The 12,264-nt window shown below is 70.9% G+C and carries 9 protein-coding genes; 4 read left to right on the forward strand and 5 right to left on the reverse strand.

The genetic code is table 11. From position 1 onward, the window contains the following. Positions 1-14: 14 nt before the first annotated feature. Complete coding sequence (locus ADL25_RS36295) at positions 15-1,523, reverse strand: hypothetical protein (protein ID WP_234381181.1); 1,509 nt, start codon at positions 1,521-1,523, stop codon at positions 15-17. Between the two features lie 123 nt (positions 1,524-1,646). Here ADL25_RS36295 and ADL25_RS36300 point away from each other — a divergent pair, with 123 nt between their 5' ends. Both ADL25_RS36300 and ADL25_RS36305 read left to right on the forward strand, forming a co-directional pair. Continuing rightward, positions 1,647-2,186 (forward strand): WcaF family extracellular polysaccharide biosynthesis acetyltransferase, encoded by a 540-nt coding sequence (locus ADL25_RS36300; protein WP_059132159.1) that lies wholly within the window; start codon positions 1,647-1,649, stop codon positions 2,184-2,186. Further along, the gene (locus ADL25_RS36305; protein ID WP_059132160.1) at positions 2,183-3,310 is read left to right on the forward strand and encodes a glycosyltransferase; all 1,128 of its coding nucleotides are present in this window, start codon (positions 2,183-2,185) and stop codon (positions 3,308-3,310) included. The genes ADL25_RS36300 and ADL25_RS36305 overlap by 4 nt, the downstream gene beginning before the upstream one ends. Here the strand turns inward: ADL25_RS36305 and ADL25_RS36310 are convergent. The 3 genes from ADL25_RS36310 to gmd form a co-directional block, all read right to left on the reverse strand. Beyond that, positions 3,289-3,975, reverse strand: a complete 687-nt coding sequence (locus tag ADL25_RS36310) for a hypothetical protein (RefSeq protein ID WP_059132161.1) — start codon at positions 3,973-3,975, stop codon at positions 3,289-3,291. The genes ADL25_RS36305 and ADL25_RS36310 overlap by 22 nt on opposite strands. Before the next feature lie 127 nt (positions 3,976-4,102). Beyond that, complete coding sequence (locus ADL25_RS36315; RefSeq protein WP_059132162.1) at positions 4,103-6,826, reverse strand: DUF7594 domain-containing protein; 2,724 nt, start codon at positions 6,824-6,826, stop codon at positions 4,103-4,105. A 236-nt stretch (positions 6,827-7,062) separates the two neighbouring features. Next, a complete protein-coding gene (gene gmd / locus ADL25_RS36320; RefSeq protein ID WP_059132163.1) occupies positions 7,063-8,076 on the reverse strand; it encodes a GDP-mannose 4,6-dehydratase in 1,014 nt (337 codons plus the stop codon). Between the two features lie 152 nt (positions 8,077-8,228). Here gmd and ADL25_RS36325 point away from each other — a divergent pair, with 152 nt between their 5' ends. Continuing rightward, positions 8,229-9,173: a GDP-L-fucose synthase family protein gene (locus ADL25_RS36325; RefSeq protein WP_079050809.1), complete on the forward strand. Its 945-nt coding sequence runs from the start codon at positions 8,229-8,231 to the stop codon at positions 9,171-9,173. A gap of 71 nt (positions 9,174-9,244) precedes the next feature. Here ADL25_RS36325 and ADL25_RS36330 read toward each other — a convergent pair whose 3' ends face one another. Then, a complete protein-coding gene (locus tag ADL25_RS36330) occupies positions 9,245-10,648 on the reverse strand; it encodes an exopolysaccharide biosynthesis polyprenyl glycosylphosphotransferase (protein WP_059132165.1) in 1,404 nt (467 codons plus the stop codon). Positions 10,649-11,216: 568 nt separating this feature from the next. Here ADL25_RS36330 and ADL25_RS36335 point away from each other — a divergent pair. Continuing rightward, entirely contained in the window at positions 11,217-12,179 is a 963-nt protein-coding gene (locus ADL25_RS36335; protein WP_059132166.1) for an LCP family protein, read from the forward strand. The last annotated feature ends 85 nt before the right edge of the window (positions 12,180-12,264 follow it).

Raw genomic sequence — 12,264 nt, forward strand, 5'->3', positions numbered from 1 at the left:
CCGATCGGCCCCGCTCAGCGCAGCCCGGCCGCCCGATCCTGCCGGAACGTGGTGATCAGCGCGATGCAGCACGCCGCGATCGCCACACGCCCCGACGCCTGCAACAGGGGCCCCCGCAGCAGGATGAAGGAGTACCCGGCGACCAGCGGCACGGTCAGCGCGATCAGACTGCCCGGGGGGGCCCGGCGCACCGCACGGCGCGCATAGCGGCGGTCGACCCGCGCCGCCGCGTACCCGAGGGCCACGAACCCGGCCGACATACCGACCGGACCGAAGTCGATCCACAGCTCGGCCCACACCGGGGACGAGAGATTGGTGTTGGTCGCCCCCATCCACTGGCCGATCACCACACCGGTGTCCATCGGCTTGCCCGGCCACACCGACCGGGGAACGGCGAACAGCACCGCGCCCGCCAGCTGGCGACCGTAGGTGTGCCCGGGCCCCGACCGCACATAGGTGACGGTGTTGGCGAACATGCCGACCTGGTCGTAGTCCTTGAGGGCCAGTGGCTCCAGGGGCGAAGTGGTCTGGATCGGACGGTAGTTGGCGTCGTCGTAGCGGAACCGGTCCGCGAACGGGAAGACGACGAGCGCCACCACCACACCCAGGCTCAGAGCGATCCGGTACAGCGCGGCGCTCACCGGGAACACGGTGAACAGCAGTGAGAACAGGACGGTGAGGAACCAGAAGCGCGGGTTGGATATAGGGTTGTTGACCAGAGCGTTCAGCGCGGCCAGCGCCAGCCATACGGCGATGATCACCACGGAGCGGCGGGCCCTGCGCGAGGTCACCAGCCACCGTGTGTACACCAGCCAGGCGATGAGGGCGGGCACGGTGCCGAAGCCCCGTACGATCGCCTGGCCCGCCTGCGAGTCGGCCTGGGAGAGCCCCGCCTCCTCGACGCTGCTGATGACCTCCTGGCGGCTGGTGAAGAAGACCGCCGGGCCGCCGAGCTTGACCACGAGGAGCGCCGACCCGACGAAGGCGACGAGCGTCAGCAGGTACAGGCGGCGACGGTGCACCAGTGCCGGGCGCACGGTGTCGTTCCGCTCCCGGCCCGGCCGCTGACGGGCCAGCAGCGAGCCGATGTCGAAGGCGACACAGCCGATCAGGACGAGCGAGACCGCTTCGGTCAGATCGGTGCGCGACCCCACCACCGGGGTCGGCGTGCGGCCGAGCACGGCCTGGGCGAGCGGGGCCACTCCCATCGCCATGTAGACGAACAGCCAGAACGAACCGGCGAGCAGCTTGCGGCGGCTGGTGAGGATCATCGCGGACAGCCGGATGCCCGCGTACATCGTCAGCGCCAACTGCACCCACAGCGCCGCATCGCGCGGGCCCGTGCCGGGCTGGACCAGCACCAGCAGCGGCAGGAACACCGAGAAGCCGAGCACGAGCGGGACGGACAGTGCGCGCGAGAGCAGCGTGCGCGGTGAGAAGGGCGGCAGCGCGGTGCGCTCCGGCCAACCCGGCCGCGGTGTCTCGGGCGCCGTCGTCGCACCCCGGTCCGTCTGCTGCGTCATGGCGCCCCCGCCCCCGGAAAAGATCCCCGCCGCAGTCTACCGACGCTCCGCCTGCGGTGAACGGTCAGCTACTAGAGTGTGACGAAGGGGCGTCAGGGGAGGCGCCGTTGGGGGGATGGATCGATGCGTGATCTCCCGGCCTTCACACTGGCCGGATACGACAAGGGGCGCGGCAGACTCGTCCAGGCGCTCTGGTTCGCGGTGATGAACACGGTCTTCATGGCGTGGTTCACGCCCGCTCGCGTCAGGGTGGCGCTGCTGCGCGCCTTCGGCGCCGACATCGGTACGGGGGTGCTCGTCCGGCACCGTGTGCGGGTGCTGTGGCCGTGGAAGCTGACGGTCGGGGACCACGCCTGGATCGGCGAGGGCGCGTGGATCCTCAATCTGGAGCCGGTCACCCTCGGCGCCCATGTGTGCGTGTCGCAGGAAGCCCTGCTGTGCACCGGCAGCCACGACCATCGCGCCGCCGACTTCCGTTACCGCAACGCGCCGATCACCGTGGACGACGGCGCCTGGATCGCCGCCCGCGCCACGGTCCTCGCCGGAGTGAAGGTCGGCCGGTGCGCCGTGGTCGGCGCCGGCGCGGTCCTCCACCAGGACCTTCCGGAACTGACCCTGCACACCGCCGACAACCGGCGCCGTCCCGTCCAGGAGCCGGCGTGAGAGTGCTGCACGCGGTCACCCTGCACAGCCCGACCCACGCCTTCGGCGGCCCGGTCAGGGTCGCCCTCAACCTCTGCCGGGGCCTGCGCGGACGCGGACACGACGCCCGCATCACCGCCCTGGCCGCCGGCTTTCGGCGGCCGCTGCCCCACGAGGTGGAGGGCGTACCCGCCCGGCTCCATCAGGCGCGCAGGATCCTGCCGTTGGGCTTCAGCGGACTGACCTCCCCGTCGCTCCTCGCCGGCGCCCACCGGCTGGTGCGCGACGCCGACGTGGTCCATGTGCACCTCGCACGCGATCTGGTGACGCTGCCCGTCGCGCTCGCCGCGCTGCGCGCCGGGCGGCCCCTCGTGCTGCAGACGCACGGCATGGTCGATCCGAGCGAGCGGCTGTCGGCCCGGCTGCTCGACGCGGTCGCGGTGCGCCGGGTGCTGCGCGGCGCCGCCGCCGTGCTGCATCTCACCGCTCACGAACTCCGCGGTCTTGAGGCCGTGGTGGGCACGGCGGGCCTCGCCCGCGCCGTCCGTCTGGTCAACGGCGTTCCCGCACAGCCCGAGGCCCCGGCCCCCCAGGGGCCGCCGCGCATCCTGTACGCGGCCCGGCTGCAGGCCCGCAAGCGCCCCGTCGACCTGGTGGACGCGGCGCCCGCGATCCTGGCCCGGCATCCGGGGGCGACCTTCGTCGTGGCCGGTCCGGACGAGGGCGAACTCGCCGCCGTACGGCGGCGGATCGACGAGCTGGGGCTGGCGGGGAAGGTGATCTGTCCGGGACCGCTCACCGGGGACCGCATGCTCGAGGAGCTGCGACGGGCGCACGTCTATGTGCTGCCGTCGGTGGACGAGCCGTTCCCGATGTCGGTCCTCGAGGCCATGGCCGCGGGCACCCCGGTCGTCGTGACCGACTCCAACGGTCTGGCCCGCGACGTGGACCGGGCAGGTGCCGGACGTGTGGTGACCGGCCCGGACGGTATCGCCCCGGCGGTGCTCGACCTGCTGGAGCCGTCCGTGCGGCCGTCCGCGTCGGCGGCGGCCCGCAAGCTCACCGCCGACGCGTTCTCCATGGACGTGGTCCTCGGCACATTGCTCGACGTGTACGAGCGGGCCTACGCCGGAAGCCAGGCGTAGCAGCCCGACGAGACGAACGTACGGGTCCCGGCCGGGATCCTCGCGGTCACCTTCTTCGCGCCGCCCGGTCCCGGCCCGGAGGCCAGGACCTTGTCGCCGGCTCCCAGCGCCTTCCAGGTGCAGCCCTTGGAGGTGGTCAGCGCCCGGTAGGTGCCCGGCCGCGGTGTCTTGCGCGTGCCGTCGGCGAAACCGGTCGCGGCGATGTCGAGCAGGGGCTTCTGCTTCGGGCACAGCTCGTCGATCGCGTCGTCGGCCGACGGCACGTCCCCGGCGATGAGCGCTCCGACCGCGGCGTCCTTGTCGTGGGCGGCGGTGCGCTCGATGCGCTGGCAGGCTTCCTGGCCGACCTCCAGCACGGCGGCCGGGTCCATGTTCGCCGGTACCCGGCCGTGCAGGTACTTCTTCTCCTTCGCGGTGAAGGAACCGGTCACCGGGGTGAGCTTCGCGTCGGGCAGCACCGGGCCCTTGGCGGGTGTCGGGGTGCTCCGGGGAGCGGGGCTCGCCTGGTCGTCGGGCACGGCGGCGGCCTGCTCGTCGGAGATGCGCTGCGTGGCTTCCGGCTTCGCCTGCGTGCCGTCCCCCGAGCTGCAGCCGGCGAGCGCGAGGAGCGCGGTGAGAGCGACGGCGCCGGCGGTGGTACCGCGCCGAAGAGTGCGAGTGTGCATGGTGGCTCCTGCGGCCCCAGCGGGCCTGGGTATGGTGGCGGGCCCGCACAGAAGTGCGGGCCCGAGCGGGGCGTGCGGGGCACCGGCGCTTGGTCCGGTGCCCCGCACGCCGGGACGCCCTGGAGGGTCAGGGCGCCCCGAAGGTGAGTACCAGCTGCGGAGTGTTCTCCGCGGCTGGCGCCTCACTGGACCACAGCCACAGCGCGTCCGCCCCGGTGCTGGTGAGCGCCAGGTCGTAGGCGCCGCCCAGGGCCGGGGTGAGCGCAGCGGTGTCGAGCGTCGCCGAGTAGACCGTCGAGAGGTCCGTGGCTCCGCTCAGGGTGCCGACCACGGTCGAGGACACCGCGGGCTTGGAGGCGAAGGTGGTTCCGGCCTCCGTCCAGCTTCCGGTGACCGGCCGCACGGAGATGTCGTCCGTGCTGCCCGCGCTGCTCAGGGTGGTGGTCTTCACCGCGAGCCGCGCGCTCTTGAGCACCGTCCCGGCCGGGGCCGAGGGCAGGTCGAAGCGCAGATACGTCTCGTACGCCGCGCTGCCGCGCACCGCCAGCGAGGTGGAGGTGCCGTAATTGGTCCCGGAGGCACCGGCGTTGACATAGGTGTCGTCCGACGCGCGGACGGTCTGCACGCTGTCGGCCGGGGCCGAGGCCAGGGTGTAGTGGCTCTGCACCTGGGCCGCGCTCAGCACCGACGGGTAGATCGCGGTCTCGTCGACCTGCCCGGCGAAGTAACTGCTGGAGGGCTGGTCGGGCCAGCCGTTGAGGTTGTCGCCGCCGACGTGCCAGTACCCGCTGTAGGGCTGGCTGTTGGTCTCGGCGAGCGTGCCGACCTGGCTGCCGTCCACGTAGAGCGCCATCCCGGAGGCTCCCTGGGTGGCGACGACGTGGTGCCAGGCACCGTCGTTGTAGCCGGCGGGCGAGGTGATGGTGCGGGCGGAGCCGGTCCACACGCCGAAGACCAGCCGGCCGTCGTTGCGCATGTAGACGTGCTTGTCGTACTGGCCGCTGGCCCGTGTGGTGTTGTCGCCGAACCCGACGAGCTTGCCGCCCCGGGTGGTGGTCGTCTTGAACCAGGTCTCGATCGAGTACTGGCTCGGCACCGTGGTGCGTTTGTCGCTGTAGACGATCTGGTCGGTGCCGTCGAAGCCGATGGCGGTGGACGGACCGGTCACGGCGGCCGGGGTCTGGCGCAGCGAGGGCCCGTTGAGGTGGATGCCGCTCTGGTCGCCGGGCGAGGTGTCACCCACGAACGGAGTGGCGGACTCGTCGTAGCGCCAGTACAGGTTCGCACCGTCGTCGAGCACCTTCGCCGCGTACTTCTGGGCGGAGGTCGGCACCGTCACCGTGGCGGCGGCGGACAGTGCGGAGGCGTTGCCCGCTCCGTCAGTGGCCGTCACCCGGTAGGTGTAGGTGGATCCTGCGGTGACGTTCTTGTCGGTGAAGGACAGCTGCGGGCGCGACCACTCCACGGAGTCGCCGTCGACGGTGTACACGGGTGTGGAACCGCCGTTGCGGTACACCTTGTAGGTCAGCTTGGTGTCGTCCGTGTCGAGGCTCGCGCGCCACCGGATGTGCGTCTCCGTCGGCTTCACGGACTCGGCGCTGACCGACGGCACCGTCGGCGCGCCGGTGTCGGGCGAGGCCGCGAAGCGCGTCAGACCCTGAGCCGCCGAGCCGTTGACCGTGGTGAACTCGCCACCGACCCACATGTATTTGTTGTCGGACGTCTCGGAGACCACCATGGCGCGCGGGCCGATGCCCTCGCCCAGACCGTCGTTGGTGTCCGGGAACCAGCCCAGCTTGTTGGTGCCGGTGGTCGGCTCCGCGAGCAGGTGATGGCGTCGCCCGTCGGGGAACTCCCCGACGCTGGAGCAATCGTGGGCGTGCGAGGCGCTGTACAGCACGTCCTGGTACGACTTGACGGCCTGGGTGGCGCCGAGGCAGGTGTCGCGCCAGCGCTGGTCGAGCGTGGACAGATCGAGCGCGATGCGGCCGTCGAAGACGCCGCCGCCGGTGCCCTCGTTTCCGGTGTAGAAGCCCGTGCCGTCCGTGTCGAGCGCCTTGACCACGGAGTTGGTCTCGATGAACCCCGGATAGGTGCGGACATTGGCGCCCGTGGTCGCGTCGACGACGGCGAGAGCGTGCGAGTTCGCGCCGTTGACGGTGAAGAAGTCACCGCCGAGGATCACGTCCTTGCCGTCCGGGGTGACCGCGACGGCCCGGCCGGGCTCGTCGACGTCGGCCTGGAACGGCTTGACCGCGCCACTGGTGGCGTCGACCGCCGCGTACCGCGCGTGCGCGCTGCCGCCGACGGAGGAGAAGTCCCCGCCCAGATAGACGGTGTCGTCCGTGACCGCGAGCGCCCGCACGGTCGCGGAGACGCTCGGGTGGAAGTTCGCCTTGGGCGTGCAGGTGGCGATGTCGATGGCGGCCAGGCTGCTGACCTGCGTGCCGTTGACCGCGCCGAAGTAACCGCCCGCGTACAGCGTTTTTTTGTCCGGTGAGACGGCGAGCGCCCGAACGGTCGCGGTGCCGCTTCCGATGGTGAAGGACAGCTTGCACGACGTGGGATCGCCGGTCGCCGCGTCCAGCGCGACGAAGTTCACCGCGGTCTGCGCGGTGCCGCTTTCTCCATCCGGCGGGCGCACCTGCGAGAAGGTGCCGCCCGCGAAGACCGTGCCGTGCGCCTCCGCCAGGGCCCACACGATGCCGTTGGTCTGCCAGGTCGGCAGATCGTCGGCGGTGAAGGCGACGGGCGGGGTGAGCGCGGCAGCCGGCTGCGGCAGGGCCACCAGGCCCAGACCCGCCGCGGTGGACAGGACGAGGGCGGCACTGAGCCCTCTGGATCTTTGCATGTACCCCCCGGCTTCCGGGCCCGGTCGTGGGCCCTCTGCCTCATCGAGCCTGTGTCGGTGTCCCCCGGATCCGAACAGGCCGCTCGAACTTGGTTGTTGGCGAACCATACGAGTACATGACACGCAATGGAACGCACTTGACTCATCTAGTAGGAAATTTCAACGTCTTCACCCCGACCCCGTGCGTCCCGGACGTCGGGACGGGCGGGTGCGGGCCGTCACGGCCGCGCCCGCGGTCAGCGGTCTATGCGCACCACGGCACCCGCGAGCTGGTCCTCCACCTGCCGAGCATCGGCGTCGACCATGATCCGCGCGAGCTCGTCCACCAGGACGGTGGGCCGCCAGCCCAGCGTCTCGCGCGCCTTGGACGCGTCCCCTATCAGCGCGTCGACCTCGCTCGGCCGCTCGTACTTGGGGTCGTAGCGCACGTGCTCGCTCCAGTCGAGGCCGACGTGGGCGAACGCGGTCTCCACGAACTGCCGCACGGTGGCCGGTACTCCGGTGGCGACCACGTAGTCCGCCGGCTCGTCGTGCTGGAGCATCCGCCACATCGCCTCGACGTAGTCCGGCGCGTACCCCCAGTCGCGTACCGCGTCCAGATTGCCGAGGTAGAGGCGGTCCTGGAGGCCGGCCTTGATCCGTGCGACGGCTCGGGTGATCTTGCGGGTCACGAAGGTCTCGCCGCGGCGCGGGGACTCGTGGTTGAAGAGGATGCCGTTGACCGCGAACATCCCGTACGCCTCACGGTAGTTGACGGTGGTCCAGTACGCGAAGACCTTCGCGGCGCCGTAGGGGCTGCGCGGGTGGAAGGGGGTGTCCTCGTTCTGCGGGGGAGGCGTGGAACCGAACATCTCCGAGGAGGACGCCTGGTAGACACGGGTCTCCACCCCGCTCGCCCGGACTGCTTCCAGCAGCCGCAGTGTGCTCAGGCCGGTCACGTCGCCGGTGTAGAGCGGCGCGTCGAAGGAGACCCGCACATGGGACTGGGCGCCCAGGTTGTACACCTCGTCCGGCTGGATGTCGCGCAGCAGGTTCACCAGCGCCACTCCGTCGGAGAGGTCGGCGTGGTGCAGCACGAAGTGGCGTTCGGCCTCCTGGGGTCCCTGGTAGATGTGGTCGATCCGCTCGGTGTTGAAGCTGGACGACCGCCGCAGCAGGCCGTGGACCCGGTACCCCTTCGACAGCAGCAACTCCGCCAGGTACGAGCCGTCCTGCCCGGTCACGCCGGTGATCAGTGCGGTCTTGGTCATGCGGTGTTCCCCTCCCCGCCGGACCCGTCTGCTTGACGGATCCGGCGCGTACGCCCGCCGAGTGCGGGTTGTATGTCGTGAACTGCGAGAAATTTCGGCAGAGTTGACGATCCGGGCATGTCGATCGCGTGGCGCCTGGCATGATCCGGCCCATGACCGCATCGCTGCTGCCCGAACGTGCCCGTGTCTTCGTCGCCGGCCACCGTGGCCTGGTGGGCTCCGCCGTGGCTCGCCGGCTCGCCGCCGACGGGCACGAGGTGCTCACCCGTACCCGCGCCGAACTGGACTTGCGTGACGCCGCGCGTACGGCGGCCGAACTGGCCGCCCTGCGTCCCGACGCGGTGGTGCTCGCCGCCGCGAAGGTCGGCGGGATCATGGCCAACAGCACTCAGCCGGTGCAGTTCTTGGAGGAGAACCTCCAGATCCAGCTCAGCGTGATAGCCGGGGCCCACGCCGCCGGGGTGGGCCGGCTGCTCTTCCTGGGGTCGTCGTGCATTTACCCCAAGCACGCGGCCCAGCCGATCACCGAGGACGCACTGCTGACCGGTCCGCTGGAGCCCACCAACGAGGCCTACGCCCTCGCGAAGATCGCGGGAATCGTCCAGGTGCAGTCGTACCGGCGGCAGTACGGCGCTTCCTTCATCAGCGCCATGCCGACCAATCTCTACGGCCCCGGCGACAACTTCGACCTGGAGACGTCGCACGTCCTGCCCGCCCTGATCCGCCGCTTCCACGAGGCGGTGGCCGAGGGACGGGAGGAGGTCGTCCTGTGGGGCAGCGGCACCCCGCGCCGGGAGTTCCTGCACGTGGACGATCTCGCCGCCGCCTGCGCCGTACTGCTGCGCTCGTACGACGGGGACGAGCCGGTCAACGTCGGCTGCGGCAGCGACCTCACCATCCGCGAGCTCGCCGGGACGGTCGCGGAGGTCACCGGGTTCGCCGGCCGTATCGCCTGGGACACGACACGGCCCGACGGCACTCCGCGCAAGCTGCTCGACATCTCCCGGCTTGCGCAGCTCGGCTGGAAGCCGGCCGTCCCGCTGCGCGACGGCATCGCCGCCACCTACGCCCACTGGCGCGGTGGGCTCGACGGCTGACGGACTCCGGTCGGGTACGTGCCTCGGCGTGCGGCGCGCGCCGAGGCACTGTGCGGCCACGGGCGGCGCTCTCAGTACGCCCCGCGGCCGTCGACGACGGCGCGGAACGTACGGGCCACGACATCGACATCGCTGGTGAACGACCAGTTGTCGACGTAGCTGAGATCGAGCTGGACGGTCTCGTCCCAGGACAGCTCGGAGCGTCCGCTGATCTGCCACAGCCCGGTCATGCCGGGCCGTACGGTCAGCCGCCGCCATTCGACCGAGGTGTAGTGCGCCACCTCTTCCGCGAGCGGCGGACGCGGGCCTACCAGGGACATGTCACCCTTGAGGACGTTGACCAGCTGGGGCAGTTCGTCGAGGGACGCACGGCGCAGCCAGCGGCCGACCCGGGTGACCCTGGGATCTCGGCGCATCTTGAACATCAGGCCGTCGTTCTCGTTCTCATGGGCCAGCGCGGCCTTCTGGCGGTCGGCGCCCACCCGCATCGTGCGGAACTTCCACATCACGAAGGGGCGTCCGGCCCGGCCGATGCGCTCGTGAAGATACAGAACGGGTCCCCGCGAGGAGAGCTTCACCGCCGCCGCGACCACCAGCAGCACCGGCGCCAGCACCAGCAGGCCCAGCAGGGCGGCGCTGCGGTCCAGGACCTCCTTGAGCAGAGGCTGCACGCCCTCCCGCACCGGTGGGGCCACGCGCAGCAGCGACAGCCCTCCGGCGGACCCGGTCTCCAGACGCTTGACGGACACCTCCACCAGGCCGGGTGCGACGAACAGTTCGACACCGGCGTCGTGCAGGCCCCAGGAGAGACGCCGCAGCCGTTCCCCGGACAGTGCGGTGCCCGGGACGACCAGCACCAGGTCGGCGCGGTGCCGGTGCACCGCACTGACCACCAGGCTGGCGTCCTCCGTGGGGGACTCCGGGGCGGTGGCGGCGAGCCGTTCCCCGCTCCGGACACCTGACGCGAACGGGCCGCGTCCCACGGGGACGGCGCCCACCGCCACATACGGGTGGTCGGTGCGCGCGGCGAGATGTGCGGTGACGCCGTCCACCGCGGTGGGCTCACCCACCACCAGGACCTTGATCACCGCTTGCGCCCTGCGGCGCACCGCGGCGAGATGACGGTGCACCGCCTTGCGGCACGCCAAGGTCAGCGGCAGGGCCGGCAGCAGCGCCACAAGGCAGAGCGGCGCGCGCAGTCGTGTCCCGGTTGCGGCGTGCCCCACGGCGAGCACGCCCAGCAGGATGAACCAGTCGTGGAGCACGGGCAGTGTGCCCCGGCTCTCCCCGATGGCGCGTGCCGCGTAACGCGAGCGGAAGAGCTGGACCGCCGCCCAGGCGAGTCCCGCGACGACACCGCTCGGCACCGCCCACGGCTGACGGCTGGCGGAGAGTACCAGCGTGACCGGCACCCCGGCACCGACGAGGTCGGTGATCAGGCAAGCCGGAAGGTACCAGCGGGACTTGCGTCCCATCCACAGTGAGGAGCGCGCCCGCGAGCGCGCCTTGCGTGATCTGTCGGATTCAGCGGCCTGAACATCCCACATGTACCCCCCCAGGCACGTTTCGCGGCACGAGCGGCTTCATGTCGCGAACATCTATTCGTCGAACATGAGGCACGATGGTGAACAGTACGGCAAACTTGTGCTCGCATGGGAGCGTTTACGTGAACGTCGCTGAGAAGTGCCGATCCGTACGAAATCCCGCGCAGGGTCCGATGTTTGGTCCGGCCGGGTCGACGGACGGGCGGAATGCGCCACGAATGCCGAACGTGCTGGCTACAGTGTGCGCCCGGTGCGGAAGGGGCCGTACCGCGTTGATGTGGGGGGTTGTGTGGTGGGGGACAAGAACACGGCGGAGGCCGAAGCGACCGGTCGGGACGACGCGGCGGAACGGGAGGAAGGGGCGGGCGGAGCCGGTCCTTCGGCCCCGGAAGCGGTCGACGGCGTTCACTATGCCTCAACAGATCCTTCACAAAAGGGGGTTGACGCTTCCGGAACCGAACCGAAGCGATCCTCGCGACGCAGGAGCCGTGCGCGGCGGGTGCTCCTCGGAGCGTTCGCGCTGCTCGCCGTGGGTCTGCTCATGGTGGGCGGGGTCACCTGGTGGGCGGTGGAGCACTACACCGGCAAGGTCGACCGTCTCTCCGGCGTCTTCCCGACGCAGGTGCCCGCGGCGGCTCAGCCGGCGCCCTCCCGTGGCGGCCAGACCTTCCTCCTCGTCGGCGTCGACAGCCGCTCCGAGCTGCCGACCACGGGCCGTGACGCCAAGGCCCCCGAGTGGAAGTACGGGGCCCAGCGCAGCGACACGATGATGCTGGTCCACCTCCCGGCGGACCACTCGGGCGCCTATGTCGTCTCGCTGCCCCGCGACGCATGGGTGGACGTCCCCGGACACGGCAAGGCCAAGCTCAACGCCGCCTTCTCCTGGGGCGGACCGCCGCTGCTCATCGACACCGTGCAGCGGCTGACGAAGGTGCGCGTCGACCATCTCGCCGTCATCGACTGGGACGGGTTCAAGAAGCTCACCGACTCCGTGGGTGGAGTGGACCTCGTCGTGGACGGCGCCGCCCGCCATATGAACGGCACACAGGCCCTGGCCTATGTGCGTGAGCGCTACCACCTCGCCCGCGGTGACTTCGACCGGACGCACCGTCAGCAGTACTTCCTGCGCACGCTGCTGGCGAAGGTGATGCGGCCCTCGACCTTCTCCAACCCCGTCAAGGGCGCCGAAGTGCTGGACGATCTCACCGCCGCCGTGAGCGTCGACGACCGGCTGGACGACGGCGACCTGCGCGCCCTGCTGTGGGACAACAAGAAGGTCCGCCCGGGGAACATGGTCTTCATGAACGCTCCCGCCAAGGGAACCGACATGATCTCCGGCCAGTCCGTGGTCCTCCTGGACCCCGGCGCCGGTGCCGATCTGTGGCGGGCCATGCGCGAGGACGCCGTCGACATCTATCTGCAGTCGCACGACGCCGACCGGCTCGGGGCCACGACCCCCTGACGGCACGTCGACGACCGCCGGAGATGCCCGGCTGATGATGGTTTGCCGGACAACGGGCCCCTCGTGCACTAGAGTTCGCATCGGC

The sequence above is a fragment of the Streptomyces sp. NRRL F-5122 genome (genome assembly GCF_001507435.1).
GTDB lineage: Bacteria > Actinomycetota > Actinomycetes > Streptomycetales > Streptomycetaceae > Streptomyces > Streptomyces lannensis.

What these genes read in the sequence shown, in the direction of transcription:
- ADL25_RS36330 (WP_059132165.1), bottom strand. Translation starts at nt 10,648, where the DNA reads ATGGGACGCAAGTCCCGCTGGTACCTTCCGGCTTGCCTGATCACCGAC.
- gmd (WP_059132163.1), bottom strand. Translation starts at nt 8,076, where the DNA reads ATGACCAAGACCGCACTGATCACCGGCGTGACCGGGCAGGACGGCTCG.
- ADL25_RS36300 (WP_059132159.1), top strand. Translation starts at nt 1,647, where the DNA reads ATGCGTGATCTCCCGGCCTTCACACTGGCCGGATACGACAAGGGGCGC.
- ADL25_RS36310 (WP_059132161.1), bottom strand. Translation starts at nt 3,975, where the DNA reads ATGCACACTCGCACTCTTCGGCGCGGTACCACCGCCGGCGCCGTCGCT.
- ADL25_RS36315 (WP_059132162.1), bottom strand. Translation starts at nt 6,826, where the DNA reads ATGCAAAGATCCAGAGGGCTCAGTGCCGCCCTCGTCCTGTCCACCGCG.
- ADL25_RS36325 (WP_079050809.1), top strand. Translation starts at nt 8,229, where the DNA reads ATGACCGCATCGCTGCTGCCCGAACGTGCCCGTGTCTTCGTCGCCGGC.
- ADL25_RS36295 (WP_234381181.1), bottom strand. Translation starts at nt 1,523, where the DNA reads ATGACGCAGCAGACGGACCGGGGTGCGACGACGGCGCCCGAGACACCG.